Origin of the sequence: Dongia soli, from assembly GCF_034044715.1 — a bacterium.
Lineage (GTDB): Bacteria > Pseudomonadota > Alphaproteobacteria > Dongiales > Dongiaceae > Dongia_B > Dongia_B soli.
The window spans coordinates 380,134-399,660 of sequence record NZ_JAXCLW010000002.1 but is presented as its reverse complement, the minus strand read 5'-3'; the positions used below and the strand labels follow the sequence as shown (position 1 = coordinate 399,660).

At 58.7% G+C, this 19,527-nt stretch carries 14 protein-coding genes; 8 read left to right on the top strand and 6 right to left on the bottom strand.

All coding sequences use genetic code 11. The features are described 5' to 3' along the window. The first annotated feature begins 119 nt into the window (after positions 1-119). The 3 genes from SMD27_RS08350 to SMD27_RS08340 all read left to right on the top strand — a co-directional run bounded on the left by SMD27_RS08350 (position 120) and on the right by SMD27_RS08340 (position 3,767). Positions 120-2,699 carry an MMPL family transporter gene (locus SMD27_RS08350; protein WP_320507909.1) on the top strand — a complete coding sequence of 860 codons (2,580 nt, stop codon included), beginning with the start codon at positions 120-122 and terminating at the stop codon, positions 2,697-2,699. A 214-nt stretch (positions 2,700-2,913) separates the two neighbouring features. Continuing rightward, complete coding sequence (locus SMD27_RS08345; RefSeq protein WP_320508649.1) at positions 2,914-3,123, top strand: cold-shock protein; 210 nt, start codon at positions 2,914-2,916, stop codon at positions 3,121-3,123. Positions 3,124-3,350: 227 nt separating this feature from the next. After that, positions 3,351-3,767 (top strand): response regulator transcription factor, encoded by a 417-nt coding sequence (locus SMD27_RS08340; protein ID WP_320507908.1) that lies wholly within the window; start codon positions 3,351-3,353, stop codon positions 3,765-3,767. A gap of 250 nt (positions 3,768-4,017) precedes the next feature. Here SMD27_RS08340 and SMD27_RS08335 read toward each other — a convergent pair whose 3' ends face one another. Together SMD27_RS08335 and dxs are read right to left on the bottom strand one after the other, a co-directional pair. Beyond that, complete coding sequence (locus SMD27_RS08335; protein WP_320507907.1) at positions 4,018-4,653, bottom strand: ABC transporter substrate-binding protein; 636 nt, start codon at positions 4,651-4,653, stop codon at positions 4,018-4,020. Next, a complete protein-coding gene (dxs, locus tag SMD27_RS08330) occupies positions 4,650-6,566 on the bottom strand; it encodes a 1-deoxy-D-xylulose-5-phosphate synthase (RefSeq protein WP_320507906.1) in 1,917 nt (638 codons plus the stop codon). The genes SMD27_RS08335 and dxs overlap by 4 nt, the downstream gene beginning before the upstream one ends. Positions 6,567-7,204: 638 nt before the next feature. On the opposite strand from dxs, the gene hpnH reads away from it, so the two are divergent. Further along, positions 7,205-8,359, top strand: a complete 1,155-nt coding sequence (hpnH, locus tag SMD27_RS08325; protein WP_320507905.1) for an adenosyl-hopene transferase HpnH — start codon at positions 7,205-7,207, stop codon at positions 8,357-8,359. Positions 8,360-8,466: 107 nt separating this feature from the next. On the opposite strand, the gene SMD27_RS08320 is transcribed toward hpnH, so the two are convergent. Then, complete coding sequence (locus SMD27_RS08320; RefSeq protein WP_320507904.1) at positions 8,467-9,330, bottom strand: helix-turn-helix transcriptional regulator; 864 nt, start codon at positions 9,328-9,330, stop codon at positions 8,467-8,469. Positions 9,331-9,441: 111 nt separating this feature from the next. Between SMD27_RS08320 and SMD27_RS08315 the strand changes: the two genes are divergently transcribed. After that, a complete protein-coding gene (locus tag SMD27_RS08315) occupies positions 9,442-9,990 on the top strand; it encodes a YkgB family protein (RefSeq protein WP_320507903.1) in 549 nt (182 codons plus the stop codon). 97 nt (positions 9,991-10,087) lie between these two features. Here SMD27_RS08315 and SMD27_RS08310 read toward each other — a convergent pair whose 3' ends face one another. Next, the gene (locus tag SMD27_RS08310; RefSeq protein WP_320507902.1) at positions 10,088-10,801 is read right to left on the bottom strand and encodes an SDR family NAD(P)-dependent oxidoreductase; all 714 of its coding nucleotides are present in this window, start codon (positions 10,799-10,801) and stop codon (positions 10,088-10,090) included. 445 nt (positions 10,802-11,246) lie between these two features. Between SMD27_RS08310 and SMD27_RS08305 the strand changes: the two genes are divergently transcribed. Continuing rightward, complete coding sequence (locus SMD27_RS08305; RefSeq protein ID WP_320507901.1) at positions 11,247-11,831, top strand: TetR/AcrR family transcriptional regulator; 585 nt, start codon at positions 11,247-11,249, stop codon at positions 11,829-11,831. Positions 11,832-11,983: 152 nt separating this feature from the next. Here SMD27_RS08305 and SMD27_RS08300 read toward each other — a convergent pair whose 3' ends face one another. Continuing rightward, positions 11,984-12,643 (bottom strand): phosphorylase family protein, encoded by a 660-nt coding sequence (locus SMD27_RS08300; RefSeq protein WP_320507900.1) that lies wholly within the window; start codon positions 12,641-12,643, stop codon positions 11,984-11,986. A gap of 1 nt (position 12,644) precedes the next feature. Next, positions 12,645-14,549 (bottom strand): squalene--hopene cyclase, encoded by a 1,905-nt coding sequence (gene shc / locus SMD27_RS08295; RefSeq protein ID WP_452094322.1) that lies wholly within the window; start codon positions 14,547-14,549, stop codon positions 12,645-12,647. 369 nt (positions 14,550-14,918) lie between these two features. Here shc and SMD27_RS08290 point away from each other — a divergent pair, with 369 nt between their 5' ends. Next, complete coding sequence (locus SMD27_RS08290) at positions 14,919-16,955, top strand: ATP-binding protein (protein ID WP_320507898.1); 2,037 nt, start codon at positions 14,919-14,921, stop codon at positions 16,953-16,955. A 152-nt stretch (positions 16,956-17,107) separates the two neighbouring features. Further along, complete coding sequence (locus SMD27_RS08285) at positions 17,108-19,525, top strand: mechanosensitive ion channel domain-containing protein (protein WP_320507897.1); 2,418 nt, start codon at positions 17,108-17,110, stop codon at positions 19,523-19,525. The last annotated feature ends 2 nt before the right edge of the window (positions 19,526-19,527 follow it).

Sequence of the window (19,527 nt, the reverse complement as noted above, 5' to 3'; positions counted from 1 at the left end):
GTTACAGGCAAATGGCCTGGATACGCCCGGTTTAAAGGGCGGATGACAGACTTTCACGGCTCGCTCCGTTCCGCGAGCTCGCCGTTTCCAACTGGACCAATCTTTAGCCGGATCACTTCATGCTCGAAAACCTGGTCGTCAAGATCGTCTCCCTCAGCGTGCGTCGCTCCTGGGCCGTCATCCTGGCGCTGTTGGTTTTGACCCTCGCTGCCGGGTTCTATACCGCTCACCATCTGCGGATGGACACCGACACGACAAACATGATCTCGCCTGAGCTTTCCTGGCGACAGGAAAACGCCCATTTCAACGATCTTTTTCCGCAGAATGTCGGTCTGCTCGCGGTCGTCATCGACGGCAAGACGCCCGATCTCACAAGCGAGGCAACCTCCAGGCTTTGCGACAAACTGCAGGAACGGACCGATCTTTTCATTAGCGTCCGCCGCGCCGATAGCGGCCCCTTCTTCGATCGCTACGGCCTGATGTATCTGCCGCCGGACGAGCTGCAGAAAATCGCCGATTCCGTGATCCGCGCGCAGGGTTTCATCGGCAGCCTGCGAGCGGATCCTAGTATTCGCGGGCTGATGGGGGTGCTGGATCTGGCGTTGGAAGGCGTGGCGCAGAAGGCGGCCAGGATCGACGATATCGAGAAACCGCTCTCCGCCGTTGCGGGTGCGCTGTCCGCCACCATGAGCGGCGACATGACGCCGCTTTCCTGGCGCAGCCTGATGATCGACCGGAAAATCGATCCCAATGAATTGCGGCACGTCATTCTCACCCAGCCGAAGCGCGATTTCGGCGCCCTTAAGCCGGGCGCAAAGGCGACGGCATTCATTCGTCAGACCAGTCGGGAACTCGGGCTGACGGCCGAGAACGGCGTGACGGTCCGCCTGACCGGACCCGTCGCCTTGTCGGATGATGAATTCGGCACGGTCGCCGAGGGGATGAGCTGGGCTCTGGCGGCTTCCACCATCCTGGTCCTGCTCTGGCTGTTTCTGGCCCTGCGCTCATTCAAGCTGATCGCTGCAACCTTCATCACGCTGTTCATCGGCCTGATCCTCACTTTCGCTTTCGCCGCGGTCACGGTCGGCTCGCTGAATTTGATCTCGGTGGCGTTCGCGGTGATGTTCATCGGCCTGTCGATCGATTTCGGCATCCAGTTTGGCGTGCGTTTTGGCCAGGAGCGTTTCGAGGCCGACGATGATACAGCCCTGCCGCGCACCGGCCGCGTCATGGCCCGACCGCTGACCTTGGCGGCAGCGGCCATCGCTGTCGGTTTCCTCTCTTTCCTACCGACCGATTATCGCGGCGTCTCCGAGCTGGGCCTCATTGCCGGCGGCGGCATGGCTATCACTTTGGTTTTGAATCTCACCCTGTTGCCCGCTTTGCTCGCGCTGTTCAAACCGCGGGGACGGGCTCTGGATATGGGGCTCAGTTGGCTGGCGGGGGCAGACGCCTTCCTTTTGCGTTATCGCTGGCGGGTTCTCGCCGCCTGGGGCGTTATCGCCATTCTCGGCGCGATCCTGTCAACGCAGGTTAGATTCGACTTCAACCCGCTTCATCTGAAAGATCCCAAGACAGAATCCGTCTCGACCATCTACGATCTCATGCGCGACCCGCTGCGCAGCCCCTACGAGATCGAAATCCTGGCCCCCAATCTGGCTGCCGCGGAAGCACTCCTGCCGAAGCTGAAAGCGTTGCCGGAGGTTTATCAGGCGATCACGGCGAGTTCCTTCATCCCCAAGGATCAGGACAAGAAGCTCGCTATCCTGGATGACTTGAACATGCTGGTCGGGCCAAGTCTCTCGCCGGAGAGCGTCAAGGCGCCGCCCAGCCTGGAGGAAGATCGTGCCGCCATGCACCACACCGCTGCGATGCTGCGCGAAACGGCAGAATCGTCCGATATCGCACAGCAATTGGCGCGTCTGCTCGATCAGGCCGCCGATTCCGATCCGTCGGTCTATCCGCAGCTCCGACATGCTTTGCTATCAGGCCTGATTCCTCGATTGAACAGCGTTGCAGCAGCTTTGACTGCCACTAAGCTTACCGTGGATACGCTACCGCCGGAGATGCGGCGGGATTGGATAGCGCCGGGTGGTGAGGTGCGGGTCATGGTTGTTCCGGCCGGTGACAGCAACAACAACCGCACGCTGGAACGCTTCGTTGCGGCGGTGCGGACGGTAGCTCCCGATGCCTCCGGCCCCGCCATCCAGATCTATGAATCCGGGCTGGCGGTCTCGCGCGCCTTTCAGCATGCGACGCTGTGGGCGATGGGCGCCATCATGATACTGCTGCTGATCGTGGTGCGCCGGCCCTGGGATGTTTTCCTGGTCCTTTGCCCACTATTGCTCGCCGGCCTAGCCACCATCGCCTTGCTCGTTGTTTTCAATATCTCGATCAATTTCGCCAATATCATCTCTTTGCCGCTGCTTCTCGGCATCGGCGTGGCGTTCAACATCTATTTTGTCGTCAATTGGCGAAATGGGGTCGATGCGCCGTTGCAAACCAGCACGGCCCGAGGAGTATTGTTCAGTGCCCTGACGACCGGCTCATCCTTCGGCAGCCTGGCGATGTCCAGCCACCCCGGAACGGCGGGTATGGGGTTATTGCTGTTGCTGTCCTTGGGGGCGGTTCTGGTGACTATCTTTTTCTTCCTACCGTCACTGCTCGGTCCGCCGCCCCGCCCCCGTCGAAGCAAATAATCTGCACTTCACTTTCTTCTTTGCAGGGCAGCTTCAGTCTTGCCGGGGCTTCCTTGCCAAAATTCGCGCCATCGGCTATTTTCGTCAAGTCGACAGCTTCACGTCTGGCATGCTCTCCACAGCTCGAGATCGAGCGCCGGACCTGCACCTGCCCTACAATCGAAGAAATCGACTGCACGTCAAGTGCATGTGAAACCTAATGAAGGATTATCAAATGGCTATTGGAACCGTGAAGTGGTTCAATGCATCCAAGGGCTATGGCTTTATTCAGCCGGAAGATGGGTCGGCGGATGTTTTCGTCCACATCTCGGCGGTTGAGCGCTCGGGTATCGGTACGCTGCGCGACGGTCAGCGCATCAGCTTCGAACTGGAGCGCGACCCGCGCCGTGGCAAAACTTCGGCCACGAACTTGCAGCTCGCATAACTGGATCCCAATCCAGCCATTGCATCATGCAGTGAGCGGGGGCAGCGATTGCTGCCCCCGTTTTTTTGTCTTGTCGATTAACGAAGCCGACCTATCCCGCTTGACCTCCTCCGACTCATCCGTAAGATCAGTCCTAGGAATGCAATGCTACCTAAGATTGTAGAATTGTGGGCACCCAACGTTTGGTTGCGGACTAGGTCCTGCCACATGCTCGGCGCAGGAGCGTCGTGGAAGAGCATCAGTTACTGATTATCGATGACGAAGCCGATGTCGCGTCGCTTGTCGCCGAAGCTGCCACTGCTTGCGGTTTCGCGGTCCGGCAATGCCATCAACCCGACGAATTCAAGGACATTTGTAAGGACTTCCAACCTGACGTCATCGTGTTGGACCTCGGAATGCCTAAACCAGACGGCATAGAACTGCTGAGCTTTCTCGCGGATACCGGCAGCCAGGCAAGAATCTTCATTTTCAGCGGGCTCGATCCGACAATGTTGCGGGTCGCCGCGGGATTGGGCGTCGCGCGCGGACTTAATATGACTGGCTCACTGGCCAAGCCTGTCCGTTTATCCGAACTCAACGAATGCTTGCTCGCGTTGAAAGAGGCTTGTGAACTGTCGCAGACAAAGGACCGGCGGCTCGTTTAGCGTCCTCGACCTCTGCTCGTCATTGCAGCGTCTGTCTACAAAGCCATGACTAATCATTATCATCATAATGGCGGCCACCGAGCCGGGCCATTCAACCATCACGGATGGTAAAAGCGAATTGGCACTGTTTGGCGAGACCGATGCTAACGCTGTAATTGATGGATGTTCAGCAGCACAATCTGGCCTCTCGCCCGGCACGGCCCGCCCCGCCTCTCAGTTGCACCAAGCTTCCGGCAAACCGACCGACCGATCAGGCACCCTTCTTCAATTCGGCGATCTTCTGTTCGAGGACCTTGATCAATGCATCCGCGCCGCCGGAGCGAATGGTTTCGGAGAAGTCCGAGCGCATGCGCGCCATTTCGGAAATCGTGCCGCTGAGATAGATATCGATGATCTTCCAGCCATCGTCACCTTGGCGGAACACGTAGTTCAGTTGTACCGGTTCCCCATTCGCGCGGATGATTTTGCTTTCCACCAATTTGCGATCGGCATTCGGCTGCTTCACATCGCCGACGGAAAAGCTCTGCCCGCTAAATGCTTTGAAACGCGACGCGTAGGTGGTGATCATATAGCGCGTGAAAACTTCCAGGATCGCCGATTTTTTGTCGGCTGGCATATTAGTCCATTCCTGGCCAACCGCGATCCGCGCCATGATCGGCACGTCAAACGTATTCTGGATCACCGGCTCCAATTTCTTATAGCGACCGTCGAAGCCAAGTTGCGGGCCCTGCTTCATGCAGTCTAGCAACACGGCATAGAAGGCCTCTACCTTTGCCTTCGGATCCCCCGCCTCGGCTAACGCCGGATGAGCACCCAGTCGACCGGCGATGGCAGCGACCGTGCCGGCTATCAGCGCGGTCCGCACAAAATTGCGACGATTGATCATTGCTGTGCGACGCTTTGCGAGACACCCAGGCATTGCAATACCGTTTCAACTACGTGGATAGCGTTCAGCCGGGCAAGGTCGTACTGTTTCTGCGGCGAGTCGTGATCGATGAAGATATCCGGTAACACCATTGGCCTGATCTTCAGCCCGCTATCCAGCAGCCCGACGGTTGCCAAATGATGTAGGACATGGCTGCCGAAACCGCCAATCGAACCTTCTTCGATAGTAATCAAGACTTCGTGTTCACGCGCCAGGCGATTGACCAGGTCGGTATCGAGCGGCTTGCAGAAACGAGCATCCGCAACAGTCGTGGACAATCCCTTGGCGGCCAGATCATCAGCGGCCTTCAAGCATTCCTGCAGGCGCGTCCCGTAGCTCAACAACGCCACCTTGGTGCCTTCGCGGATAATGCGGCCTTTGCCGATCTCCAGCACAGTGCCGCGTTCGGGTAAAGGCACGTTGTACCCTTCACCGCGCGGATAACGGAAAGCGCTGGGCCGGTCATCAATTGCCGCCGCCGTCGCCACCATATGCATCAATTCGGCTTCATCGGAAGGCGCCATCAGGACGAAGTTCGGCAGGCAGCCGAGATAGGCGATGTCGAAACTGCCGGCATGGGTTGCGCCATCGGCGCCAACCAGACCAGCCCGATCCATCGCGAAACGAACGGGCAGGCTCTGGATTGCCACGTCATGCACGACTTGATCATAACCGCGCTGTAGGAAGGTCGAATAGATCGTCGCAAATGGCTTCAAGCCTTCACAGGCCATGCCGGCACAGAAGGTGACAGCGTGCTGTTCAGCAATGGCGACGTCGAAACAGCGATCAGGGAAAGCCTTGCCGAAAATGTCCAGGCCCGTGCCCGAGGGCATCGCCGCGTTCACCGCAACGACGCGATCATCCGCTTTCGCTTCAGCGATCAACGCCTTCGCATAGACGCTCGTGTAGCTGGGTGCCTTGGGCGTCGACTTTTGCTGAATACCGGTGGCAACGTCGAACTTGACCACGCCATGATACTTGTCAGCCGACTTCTCAGCCGGCGGATAGCCATGGCCTTTCTCTGTTACCACGTGAACCAAAACGGGGCCCGGCTCGTCCGAATTGCGCAGATTCTGCAAAACCGGCAGCAGGTGATCGAGGTTGTGTCCATCGATCGGGCCTACATAGTAGAAGCCGAGCTCCTCAAACAGCGTGCCCCCTGAAATCATGCCGCGGGCATATTCCTCGGCACGCTGCGCCGCGCGCTGGAGACCGCTCGGCAGGATCTTGCTGAAGTCCTTCGCCAGATGACGCAGCGAGCGGAAGGAAGAAGACGAGATCGACCGCGACAGATAAGCGCTTAAGGCACCGACGGGCGGCGCAATTGACATGTCGTTGTCGTTCAGGATGACGATGAGCCGGGTATCCATCGATCCGGCATTGTTCATGGCCTCATAAGCCATGCCGGCACTCATCGAGCCGTCGCCGATCACCGCGATGACATTACGCTTGCGGCCCTGCATCTCGCTGGCCACCGCCATGCCGAGGCCAGCCGAAATTGATGTCGAGCTATGAGCGGCACCAAAAGGATCATATTCGGATTCGGATCGCTTGGTAAAACCACTCAAGCCGCCACCTTGCCGCAAGGTACGAATTCGATCGCGCCGGCCGGTGAGAATTTTGTGCGGATAGGCCTGATGACCTACGTCCCAGATCAAACGATCGTAAGGCGTGTCAAAGACGTAATGAATCGCAGTAGTCAACTCGACAACGCCGAGCCCGGCGCCAAGGTGACCACCTGTAACCGAAACGGCATCGATCGTTTCCTGACGCAGTTCATGAGCCAACTGCCGGAGATCGGAAGGATCCAACTGGCGCAATTGCGCTGGCGTGGTCACGCGATCCAAAAGCGGTGTCTTGCTGGCTACCGTCACGTTTTTACCTTTTCATCTAATGCGCCTCTTTCTCACGGCTGACGCGACGTAAGAGCGGGGCGGTCATCTAAACCGAGTCTTGAAGGCCCGAACTCGTTGAACGTTGCAGGGGCACGTAAAGCTCGCAGCTTATAGGCAAAGCCGCGCGTAATTACCAGTCCAATGGCAATCCGCCCGCCTGGCTTATCGGTCAGCTCCCCTCGTTCGTCAGCAATCTGGCGGCTAGACAAAGCCCGACTCAGACCGCGCCTTCCGATTGCAGACATACACGCAGTAAGCGCCTTTCGGCGAATGATGTGCATCACACTATTGCGAGGAAGAGTTCCAGGTTTGGCCGAATCCACGGCTACGTATGCGAGCCGCGCCTTGGCCCCACCGATGGGAGATAAAAATATCCTGTTGAATCAGAATATTATAGAAAAAAGTCTATGCTCTGGCTGTCCTTATATGCAGTGACGTGCCGCGCGAATAACGGTTTTATACATCCTTGGACGCCGCCTTCTGCGCCACTCCCCCAGCTTTCGCACCGCAAGAAAAATGTCTAGATTGTCTTGATTCCAATCGGGAAACCGACGACAACCTGCGACTGAACGACGGACCCAGCCGAGCTATCGGCTGAGAAACGGAAGGAGTTAATCGTGGCGGTACCTTTACGTCAGGCTATGCGCGTAGGCGCTTACGTCATGAAACAGCACCTGCTGGGGCGAAAGCGCTATCCGCTCGTCCTGATGCTGGAACCGCTGTTTCGCTGCAATCTCGCCTGCGCCGGGTGCGGCAAGATCGACTATCCGGATGAGATTCTAAACCAACGCATCTCGGTGAAGGATGCTCTCCAGGCGGCTGAGGAATGCGGCGCGCCGATGGTCTCGATCGCTGGGGGCGAGCCTCTGCTGCATAGGGAAATGCCGCAGATCATCGAAGGTCTGATCGCCCAGAAGCGCTTCGTCTATCTCTGCACCAACGCATTGCTGTTGGAAAAGAAGATGGACCAGTACAAGCCCTCCCCCTACTTCACCTGGTCGGTCCATTTGGACGGCAGCAAGGAAGAGCATGACAAATCTGTCTGCCAGCAGGGTGTCTACGAGAAGGCAGTGGAAGCCATCAAGAGAGCGAAAGCCGCGGGCTTCCGCGTGAACATCAATTGCACCTTCTTCGATGGTACCGATCCGGCCCGCGCCGCCAGCTTCTTCGACGACGTCATGGCGATGGGTCTCGATGGCATCACGGTATCGCCGGGCTACGCCTATGAACGGGCCCCGGATCAGCAGCACTTCCTGAACCGGCAGAAAACGCGCCAGTTGTTCCGGGATATTTTCCGCCGCGGTGACAAAGGCAAGCGCTGGCAGTTCAGCCAGTCCTCGCTGTTCCTCAATTTCCTCGCCGGCAACGAGACTTATGCCTGCACGCCCTGGGCAAACCCAACCCGCAACGTCTTCGGTTGGCAGCGCCCCTGCTATCTGATCGGCGAAGGCTATGCGAAGACCTATGCCGAACTCATGGATGGTACGGATTGGGACAGCTACGGCGTCGGCAATTACGAAAAGTGCGCGGATTGCATGGTGCATAGCGGCTTCGAAGGAACCGCTGTGAAAGACACTTTCAAGCATCCGCTGAAGGCCCTGATGGTGTCGCTGAAAGGCGTGAAGGTCGATGGCGATATGGCTCCCGACATCGCGCTCGATAAACAGCGCCCTGCCGAATTCGTCTTCTCGCGTCATGTCGAAGACGCGATGACCCAAATCAAAGCGGAAAAAGCGGCCAACCAAAACAAGGGTCGTGCCGCCGCGGAATAACGCCTTCTTTTTTTTAAGAAACGCCTCTTTCCGCTGGAGAGAGGCGTTTTTGCGTCGACTATATTCATCGAGCAGCTGAAAATCAGGCGACGATCAAGACAGCCAAGCTACGAGTCACACTTCGGTGCTGATTCACCGGCCGGAATGCCAAACTGCCGGGTGAAGGCGCGGGAGAAGGCGGCCGGACTAGCGTAGCCGACCTGCCGCGCCACTGCCTTCGCCGGTTGCCCGGCCTGCAGCAGGGCGCGCGCCAGCGACAAGCGCCAGCGCGTGAGATAGTTGCCCGGCGCGATGCCGACCGTTTCCCGGAAAGTCTCGGCGAAGACGCTGCGCGACATGCCGGCCTCGTCGGCCATGCGCTCCAGCGACCAGTCGGCGCCCGGCTCCTCGTGCAGGCGGGTCAGCACCCGGTTCAGCGCCGGATGAGCGAGGCCCGCAAGCAGCCCGTAGCCGGGCTGCGGCGCCGCCGTCATGCGGCGCAGAATGTAGATGAGCGCCACCTCCGCCAAGCGGTCGAGAGCGGCCTGACGGCCGGATTCCTGCGCCGAGGCCTCGGCGAACAGCAGGCCCAGCGCCGTGCCCAGCACGTCCTCGCGCTCCAGCGGTAGGATCAGCACGGGTGGGAGCCCCTGCTCCAGCGGGTTGCCTGGCCCGCCGAGATCAATCTCGGCACAGACCAGCTCTGCCTCGTCCTCTTGCCCAGCGATCAGTTGATGCAATCCCGCACGGGGGAACAGGATCGCGGTCGGGGCCTCCACGGGCGTCCGGGCCAGGGCGTCGCCTTCGACCACCATGCGACCGGCGCGCAGGAGGTGGATGTGCCCCGGTCCACCGGTCCGTCCGTATTCCTGGATCGCGCAGAATGGGCCCGTGTAGAAGACGCGCGCTGTGAGGCGCATGCGCGAAAACACCGCCGCCAGCCGGTCAGGCTCCGGAGTGTCGCCGGCCCTCGTCACCCCAATCTCGCTCATCGGACGATCTGCAATTCCTGCCGGACGACATGCACGCGGGCGTCGGCCATCTTTTTGAGCACATCGAGGCGCCATACCGGCCGCCTCACCGATCTAGCCCAGGAGAAAGTCATGGCAATCATTCCGTCCGTTGACCGCAATAGCCCCGCCGCCGAGGCGACATTCACAGTACATCCTCCTGTCTCATACGCAACCGTCCTCGACCGCGGGCTTGCGTCCATCGAGCCGCTGACGCGGGCTGGTCTCTACCTCTCGCTCGCGGTGATCTATTTCTGGTTCGGCGGCATGAAATTCACCGGCTATGAGGCGCAGGGACTGGTGCCATTGGTCTCGAACAGCCCGCTGCTGAGCTGGTTCTACGACATCTTTTCGGTGCGCGGCTTCTCCACCTTCCTCGGCTTTCTCGAGCTCAGCATCGGCCTCCTGGTGCTTGCGGGCCTGGTCCGGCCTCTGGCCGGGGCGCTCGGCGGGCTCCTCTCCGCCGGCCTCTTCGTCACCACGCTGAGCTTCATGGCCTCGACCCCCGGCGTCTTCGAGCCCACGCTCGGCTTCCCGGCGATCACCGTCGCGCCCGGTCAATTCCTGCTAAAGGACCTCGGCCTCCTCGCCGTCTCCCTGTGGATCGCGACTGACGCCGCCCGCCGCCTGCGAGCGCAGTGATCCCCCTGAGTGGGAACCGGCCGCGGATTTCGGTAACAGACCGAATTCCGCGGCCGCGCTGCGGTCGTCAGAGTTATTTCGAAACAAATTTCGCTTCTCAGCGGCCGGCACTTAGCCCGCCATCGACATGCAGGATCTCCCCAGTGATGAACGGTGCCGCGTCGAGAAAGAGGATAGCACTGGCGATATCGCTAGTTTCACCCATACGTCCGATAGGGTGGAAAGCTCCCAGCGCTTCGTGAGTTTCCGGCGCGTGCATCGGGGACTTCACGATTCCTGGAGCGACGGCGTTCACGCGAATACCCTTCTTCGCATACTCGATCGCCAGTGACTTCGTGGCAGCATTTAGGCCGCCCTTCGTCATGGCCGCCAAGACTGAATAGATCCCACTGAATGCGATCTCACCGCCGATGCTGGCGGTGACGCTCACCACGTGGCCGCTCGAACGTTTTTCCATCTCGGCAATCGCGTGTCGTGTGATGTGATAGAAGCCCGCGATGTTCACATTCATCACGGCGACGTAGTCTTCGGCGGTGTGCTCGGTGAAAGGCTTTCCGATATAGATGCCAGCATTGTTCACCAACGTATCGATCCGGCCAAATCGGGCGACGCCTTCGGCAATGACGCGTCGGGCGGTTGCAGGATCGCCGATGTCTCCGGCGATGCTCAGGATGTTCTCATCGTCCGACGGCTTGATCGAACGTGAGGTTGCGACAATGCGGTAATCAAGCTTTCGGAATGCGCTTACGATTTCAGCGCCGATGCCTTGTGACGCACCGGTGACGACAACAACCTTCTGTGGCTTGTTCATGCTTCACCTGCCAAAATACCAGCTGATACAAAAGCCCGGACGCCTTCCCAAGTCTCTTTCGTGGATGCCCCCGGGCTCCGGGTTACGCGCGCCTCACCTGAACCTCCGAGCATCCTTAGCGATGGCAGCAGTGTTCTCTCTCTGCTTTCGGGGGTGCCGCGCGGATGGGTCTTGCAGGGGGCCTGGCCTCGTTATGTACCTATCGGTCCATAATTGCGCAAAAAACACCCCGCCGGCGCCGGCTCAACGCCCCGCTCGATCCAGTCCTGCTGACCTGCGCAATCTCAGCCCTACCGGCATTGCCGCTAGGGCTGGCCGACCGCCCATTCGTCGCGGCATCCGTTAGATACCATTTGGTCCACAATCATTCAAGGCCCCTGCTTGGAATCGATACCGATCGGTCTATATTTATGACAGGAGCCGACCAACAGGTACCCAAAGCACGATGGCACGTCCCCGCGAATTTGATGAAGACGAGGTTTTGGACGCCGCCCTTCGGGTTTTTTGGGAGAAGGGCTATGAGAGTGCGGCTCTAAGCGACCTGTTGGGGGCGACGGGGCTGACCAAGTCAAGTCTCTACAAAGCCTTCGGCAGCAAGGAGGGACTCTTCTGGCGCGTCGTTGAGCGATACCAGCGGGACTTCCTGGATTTTCGGCATGAAGCGCTTGCGGAGCCGACGCCGCGTCGCATCGCCGCGCGGCTGCTCGAGGGCGTCACCGAGCTGCATAGCGGGCGGCGCAATCCGGCCGGCTGTCTCGAACTCAACACCGCGCTGTCCGGGTCCACGGAAGCCGAGCCGATCAGGCAGAGACTCGTCCGCGGCCGTGAGCTTTTCAGGCAGCGGCTCCGCGACCGCTTTGAAGAGACGTCGGCAACCGCGCCGCTGCCGCCGGGCATGACCAGCGACGATGCTGCGTCCTTCATCATGTCGCTCATCCAGGGCCTGGCCGCCCAGGCGAAAGGCGGCGTCCCGCGGGAAACTGCCCGCCGGGTGGTGCGGGCCGCATTGCTGTCTTGGCCGGAATCCTGACAACACCTCAGCATCGGATGCCGCCCCTCCCGCAACAGGTATTTCGCGGCCAATTTATGATGCCGTGGAAGCGGCACAAGACACGACGATCGACTGAGCATAGTCGCCCCAGTTTCTCCCGCTTACGATTCAGCGGATAATTGGAGAAACACTCACTTCTTCAGAAACAATCTATCCAAGGACGGCCGGCTTTGCCTCAAGCTTGCGAGCGCCCGACCGGAGGAGCGGCCAGCCCGCAGCACGGCTCCGATACTCAGCCGCCCCGTCAGCAAAGCGGCAATAATCGGCCAGACCCGGGTTTTTCCTTCGGCATCGACGCCTGCCGCGAGAGCCTCGGGCAAATGCTCAGAAGCAGTATCCGCTATGGCGCGGATCACGATGAAGGGTAATTGATGACGTGTCGCGGCGCGGGCCGTGTGATGGCTTTCCATATCGACGGCGATGCACGCATATTGCTTTAATATCTGTGCCTTATCGGCAGCCGTCGAGATCATGTGATCACTGCCGTAAAGATCTCCATGGTGGCTTCCCGGCAAGTGCGACAGGATCTTCTCGAGCCAGGCCGGATCTCCCACATAACGCCGTCCCTCCGCGTCGATCACCGTCGCGGAGACGACAACATCGCCAGTCTTCATTGCGGGATCGACTGCGCCGGCAATTCCGAAACTGACCAGCCCCTGAACTCCGGCCTCGATCAGGCCGTCTATCTTTCGGCGTGTCATGTCAGCTCGGCCGCCACCGCTTACGACCAGGCAAGGCAGGCCACGGACGATCTTCGCTTCGGCCTGCAGGCCCGTAACGACGCCGATCACCTTACATTCCAAATAGAACGTTCTTGGAATTACCCTGCTTCAGATTGCGGTATCGTGCCATCGCCCAAACCGGGAAGAAGGCGCGGTAGCCGTGGTAACGCAGATAGAACACCCGCGGGAAGCCGACCGCCGTGTAGGATTCTTCATCCCACTCGCCGTCTTCCGTCTGGGTTTCAGTCAGGAACCGAATACCCTTTTCCACCGCCGGATGATCGACATCCCCGGCCGCCATCAGGCCAAGCACTGCCCAGGCGGTCTGGGACGCCGTAGACACCTTGCCCTCGCCGCGGGGCTGATCCTCCCAATAGGAAGCGCCGTCTTCACCCCACCCACCATCTTCACGCTGTTTGGAGATCAGCCAGGCTGAGGCCTTCCGCATGACCGGATGCTCGCTTGGCAGGCCGATAGCGTTTAGCGCGCACAAAACCGACCAGGTGCCATAGATATAATTCGTGCCCCAACGGCCAAACCAGCTTCCATCCGGTTCCTGTTCCCGCAGCAGATAATCAAGTGCTGCCTTCACCTTCGGATGATCGATCTTGTAGCCGAGTTGGGCCAGCATGCTGAGACAACGCGCCGAGACATCGGCTGTCGGCGGATCGAGCAACGCGCCATGATCCGCGAAGGGAATGTGGTTGAGATATTGGTAGTCGTTATCAGCATCGAATGCGCCCCAACCGCCATTCGAGCTTTGCAGGCCGAAAATCCATTCTACCGCCCGGTCGATCTGCTCTTTGTATTTCGCAGGATCCAAGCGGTCGAGCGCCATTACAACGACAGCCGTATCGTCGACATCGGGATAATGGGGATTATTATATTGGAACGCCCAGCCACCCGGCCGCACACCCGGCGCCCGGGCCGCCCAGTCGCCGACGACGTCTAGAATTTGCCGATCCTTGAGCCAATCGGCAGCCGGTGTCACTGTCTCCGCAAATTCCCCACCGATTTCCAACATCGCGTGGCTGACAAGACCGGTGTCCCAGACCGGCGAAAGGCAAGGTTGGCAATAGGCCCGGTCGCCATGAACAACCATCAGCTTTTCGATTGATTTCTTGGCTATGACGAGGTCCGGGTGGTCCTTCGGATAACCGAGGACTTCAAACATCATTACGCTGTTGGCCATCGCCGGATAGATGGCGCCAAGGCCATCTTCGCCATTCAGCCGCTCGGTCACAAACTCGACCGCTTTTTCGATGGCCCGCTCACGCGACGCCTTAGGAAACGCCCACTCAACCCGCTGCAAAACGCGATCGATATTGCGGAAGAAAACCGCCCAGGCGCCCTTCCGGTTCATATTATACCAATTCGTCACTTGCTCGGGGGGCGTGACGAACAGCTCGCGGATATCAACGCCCCGGGGATTCTTGGCCAGCGGCTTTTTCGCCATCAGGACCAGTAGCGGCACAATGACTGTCCGCGACCAATAGCTGACCTTATCGAGATGGAACGGGAACCAGCGGGGCAGATGCATGATCTCGACCGGCATGACCGGCACGGCACGCCAGGGGACCTGCCCGAACAGCGCCAGCTGGACCAAAGTAAAGACATTCGATGTCTGCGCACCGCCATGCGCCAGGATGGCTTCACGCGCTCGCTTCATATGCGGGGCATTCACGTCTTCCCCGCAGATTTTTAGAGCGAAATAAGCCTTCACGCTGGCGGAAATATTGAAATCGCCATCGTAAAACAAGGGCCATCCCCCATGGGCACCCTGTATCGACTTCAGGTAATTGACGATTGGCGGCTCGATGCTCGGCTCGATTTCATCCAGAAAATGCTTCAATAAAACATATTCGGCCGGAATGGTGGCGTCCGCTTCCAATTCGAAAGCCCAGTGCCCATCCGGATGCTGACCCGCAGCCAGGGTTTCCGCGGCGGCGGCGATTCCCTGCTCCACTCGTTGCAATAAACTTTCGGCCGCAATAGGAGCCGCCGCTGAAGCAAGTCCGTGCCTGCTCATCGTTCATCAACCACTCAAGATATCGTAAAACTGGCGGCACAATGATTGAATTGCCGTTTTATTTCAACCCCTTCACCATCCCGATTGCGTGACAAAGCGCACCAATTCGGCCGCCTTGGGAATTTGGTTAAGTAATTGATAGTTAACGACCATTCCTGGTTAACAGCCTTTTTACCGATGGATTGCAGGATAGGAGGCGAATCAGATCGCGTCCAACCCGAACCCGCTAGGGCCGGGAAGCAGTCAGGGTAAGTCTTGCGCAGCATCAGTACATATGTCGCGACGAAGCTTTCGTATCGACTCGTAGCAATCGTCATGTTTTGCGTTCTGGTTGCCAGCGGACCGGCGACCGTCGGCTTCTATCTGTTCAGCCGCGAAACGACGATTGAAGATGCGGCGCAATTGATTTCGGTTATCGCCAGCAACAAAACAAGGTTACTGGATGCGGAATTGTCTCTGGCTCGACGCAGTCTGGAGACGTTCCGAGACCACCTGATCGCCAATCTCGCCGCACCGCTGACACCGGAAGAAGATGCAAAATTTTCCACCGTATTTCGGCGCCAACCGAATGGCATGATTACGTCAGATCCGGCACATTTCGACGGGCGAACCGAAGCCGGCGTGTTTTTGCATCCGACGACAGAACTGACGCCTCTCATGAAGGCCCTCCATCTCCGCGGTCCGAATCTGATGACCGTTTACGGTTCCGCCATCGTACCTCCCTTTGATTCGCTCTGGCTGCTGACGCGACAGCGTTCGGAAATCGTTTATATGCCTCGCGTTCCAAGCTTTATCTATCAGGCGCAAGTCACCGACGACTATAGCGGCACCGAATGGGTAATGCTCGGCGATCCCGCCACAAATCCCGACCGCGGTCTGCGCTGGACCCAAACCACCTATGATTTTGTTGCCTGGTCATGGATGGTCAGCGCCGTTCTTCCCATCGACATCAATGGCACGTGGCTGGGCACGATTGGTCATGACATCTTCATCCGGAATTTGCTGGACCAACTGACCGAGAACGACAGGTTCAAAGATACCGAACATTTCCTGATCGATAAGACTGGCCAACCGGTGCTGGCCGGTCATTGGCAAGCCGGTCTTGAAGCCGGCACCTTGACCCTGGCCGACAAAGTCGCCATGGGAAAGGTCATCTCCACCCTGCAACGATATGCACCCGCGCAAACCGGCATTGCCAACAGCTATCGGTTCAGCGTTGCCGGCATCAAAAGCGTCATTGTATCGATCAGAATTGCCGAGACCGGCTGGTCCTACTACCGGGTTGTGCCGATCGCCAGCATTGTCGGGCGCGTGACATCGGCGTTTCTTTGGACAATGGCCATCGCCTTCGCCGCCATGCTGCTCATTACCGTGGCCCTCCATACGGCGTTGCGCATGAGCATTGTCCAGCCGCTCCGCGAGCTGGCATCCATCGTGCAGAGCTTCGCTATTGGACAAACCAATATCCGTGCTCCTGTCCGCACCAATGATGAGATCGGCCATCTCGGCACCGCCTTCAATGCGATGGCGGATCGCATTCATCAAAGCCATGCCAAGCTCAACCAAGCCCAGCAAGACCTGTTGAGGCAGAATAGGGATCTCCAGCGGGCTAGTCGGATCAAAAGCAATTTCCTGGCAAACATGTCGCATGAACTGCGCACGCCACTGAACGCGATCATCGGCTTCACCGATGTCATGCAGACCGAGCTATTCGGTCCTTTGGGAAATGCGCGCTATCGTGAATATACGATGGACATCAAGCGCAGCGGCCAGCATTTGCTGGCCTTGATCAACGACATTCTCGACATGTCCCGCATCGAGGCCGGCAAAGCCGATTTCGATATGGCGATCCGGAAGCTAAATTCGATTATCGAAAGTTGCGTTTCGATGATCAGCGCAACAGCATCCGAGAAAGGGATTACGATCGAGGTCAGCCTACCCGAAGCCCCCCTGCTCGCCCGCTGCGACTTGCGGGCCGTCACCCAAATGCTGCTCAACCTTCTCTCCAACGCGATCAAGTTCTCGCCGCCGGACGGCCGGATTTTTATTTCCGCGCGACCAACCGACAAAGGCGGCAGTGAGATCGCGGTGCGAGACCAGGGACCGGGTATCGCTAATGCCGTCCTGCCTCATTTATTCGAACCCTTCAGCCCCAAGATGGCCGATATCACCAGTAGTCTGCAAGGCGCCGGCCTCGGCCTCTCCATTACCAAGGGACTGATCGAAGCCCATGGCGGCTCTATCACCGTGGAAACCATCAACACCCAGATGATTGCTCATGGTGTGCCGGATGAAGGGATCCGGGAGACCGGCACCACAATGCGACTGATTTTCCCGGCTGCCGATGTTTGAGGGGCACCCAATCGGCTTTTTTTCCTTTGGCTCCGCAGATAACCGCCTTGGCGCGGCTGTGACTGGACAATTCCAAAAGCGACGGTAGGTTCTCGGTCAATTCGAATGGATTTGCAGGGTGCACCGCTATCCGAGCCAAATAGGGAATTGAAATGAGCCGCAATTTGCGCGGCATGGTCTTTGGATGGCTATGCTGCTTTCTTCTTGTCTTTGGCGGTCATATCGCCGCCGCGGACAGCAACACACAGAACAGCGATCAAGCCCTGGCCAAATGGCAGGAGCGGATCGACAATGCCAAAGGCCAGCTCGCCAAGCCGCAATCCTTGGCGAACGAAAAGCTCGATGCGTTGCAGGCAGAAATCCTCTCGATCCTCAACGACGCTCGACAATTCAAGGGTGAGCAACAGCGGCTGTTGCCTTCGGTCACCGTCCAGATGGATAGTCTCGGCGCCGCCCCGACGGAAAATGCTCCACCCGAGGACCCGGCCGTCGCCAAGTTGCGGCAGAAGCTGCAGGACGAACAGGCGCAGATCAGCGGACGCATCCGGCAATCGGATCTGCTTGTGGTGCAGAGCCAGGAGATCCTGTCCAATATCGGATTGCTGCAACAGGACAAAGTGAAGGACCGCCTGTTTCAGCGCGGCCCTTCGCCGTTATCGCCTGTCATCTGGGTCAGCGCCATCAAGATTGCCGTGGATGCTTCTGATGAACTGCTGCAATCGCCAGCCGATTGGTGGGCGCAGATCAAGGATCTCCAGATCGGCAAAGCGACCCTGATCCTGGTCTTGATCGCCTTGGCGATGGCGATCATCGTCGCCTTTCCATTGCGCCGCTGGATTCTCCGACATTGGGCGCCTCGCGCAGATGAGGATACACCGAAACACACGCGCCGGATTGTCGCGGCCGGCGCAATCGGTCTCGCTCAGGTCATCTTGCCTGTCATCGCGCTGATTGCGGTCTCCTGGGTCCTGCAATCCATGGTGCCGCCAGGTGGATCCCTGGTCTTCGTCGATTTCATCTCTTCGGCAGCGGTCAGCCTCGTTCTCTTCACTGTCATCATCGGCTTGGCGACGGCCGCTTTCTCGCCCAAGCTACCGCAATGGAGTCTGATCCATTTCCCGGACGGCGGGGCACGCAAGATCGTCAACCGGATATCCATTATCGCCGGCATTTTTGCCATCGGCAATATCACCCACACAGCAACTGGACAGGGTGGCGAGCCGCCGGCCAATTACACAGCCGTGGAATCCTTGATCGTCACATTGCTGGTCTCGGCCTCGCTGCTAAGCCTCCTCCGCTCCAGTTTTTGGCGCGAGCAGGATCGGCCATTGGGCGGGTTGGCCGTGGTCTTGCGCGCGGTGCTGCTGCTGGTAGCGCTGGGTGCGCCGGTTGCCGCCATGGCCGGCTATCCGCAGATGTCCAGCTACCTGCTGCGCTCGCTTTTCATCTCGTTCATGGTCCTGGGCGTCACCCTTCTTGCCCGCGCCGTCATTCATGAAGGCGTGACGTCGCTATTCCTGCCGGGCGGTGTGCTGAACCGGCGCTTTTCAGGAATCGCACCCTTGGCGCAGGACAGCGCCATGCGCATCGCTTTCTGGGTGCGCCTGCTGATCGACCTTCTCCTCTGGCCGCCGGTCGTTTACGGCTTGTTGATCAGCTATGGCCTGCAGGCCTCCCTGTTGAATGTGTGGGTCGGGCAGATCCTCACGGGGATCAAGATCGGCGGCGTCAATCTCTCCCTGATCGACGGTATCGGTGCCATCATCGCCCTGATCATCGGCTTCTTCATCGTCGGCTGGGTGAAGCATTGGGTACATGATCGCGTCCTGCCAAATACCCGGCTGGATAGTGGTATCCGGAATTCGATCTCGACCTGCATCGGCTACGTCGGCGGCCTGATCGTCGTACTCGTCGCCATCATGATGCTTGGCATCGATCTTTCCAATATTGCCCTGGTCGCCGGCGCCCTTTCCGTCGGTATCGGTTTCGGCCTGAAGACCGTGGTTGAGAATTTCGTCTCCGGCATTCTGCTCTTGATCGAACGGCCGGTGAAAACCGGCGACTGGATTTCGGTCGCGGGTACCGAAGGCATCGTGAAAAGCATTTCGGTCCGCTCGACCGAGATTGAAACCTTCGATAAAGCTTCAGTCATCCTGCCGAATTCGGAATTGATCGCCAATGCGGTGACGAATTGGACCCATAAGAACCGCATAGCCCGCATCACGATCAATGTCAGTGTCGATTACAGCGCCGACACCAGGCAGGTCCGGGATATTCTTTTGGCCTGCGCCAAGGAGCATGACCGGGTGATGTCGATTCCGCCCCCCAGCGTCACCTTCAGTGCGTTTGGCGATTCAGCCTTGCATTTCGAATTGCGCTGCTTCGTCGCTGATACCGACGATTACGGCACTGTCAGAAGCGACTTGCATTATGCGATCAACGATGTCTTCCGCAGCGAGGGGATCAGCATGCCCTATCCGCTTCGCGAGGTCATTGTGCGTCACACAACGCCACCGGTTTCCCAGATCATGCCGATGCCGGAAATGCAAAAAAAAGAGAGCCTGTCATGAAA

Bases quoted from the DNA above. Each gene is read 5' to 3' on its own strand.
- SMD27_RS08345 (WP_320508649.1), top strand. From the start codon at position 2,914: ATGGCTATTGGAACCGTGAAGTGGTTCAATGCATCCAAGGGCTATGGC.
- SMD27_RS08315 (WP_320507903.1), top strand. From the start codon at position 9,442: ATGGCAATCATTCCGTCCGTTGACCGCAATAGCCCCGCCGCCGAGGCG.
- SMD27_RS08335 (WP_320507907.1), bottom strand. From the start codon at position 4,653: ATGATCAATCGTCGCAATTTTGTGCGGACCGCGCTGATAGCCGGCACG.
- SMD27_RS08285 (WP_320507897.1), top strand. From the start codon at position 17,108: ATGAGCCGCAATTTGCGCGGCATGGTCTTTGGATGGCTATGCTGCTTT.
- SMD27_RS08310 (WP_320507902.1), bottom strand. From the start codon at position 10,801: ATGAACAAGCCACAGAAGGTTGTTGTCGTCACCGGTGCGTCACAAGGC.
- SMD27_RS08305 (WP_320507901.1), top strand. From the start codon at position 11,247: ATGGCACGTCCCCGCGAATTTGATGAAGACGAGGTTTTGGACGCCGCC.
- SMD27_RS08350 (WP_320507909.1), top strand. From the start codon at position 120: ATGCTCGAAAACCTGGTCGTCAAGATCGTCTCCCTCAGCGTGCGTCGC.
- SMD27_RS08290 (WP_320507898.1), top strand. From the start codon at position 14,919: ATGTTTTGCGTTCTGGTTGCCAGCGGACCGGCGACCGTCGGCTTCTAT.
- SMD27_RS08320 (WP_320507904.1), bottom strand. From the start codon at position 9,330: ATGAGCGAGATTGGGGTGACGAGGGCCGGCGACACTCCGGAGCCTGAC.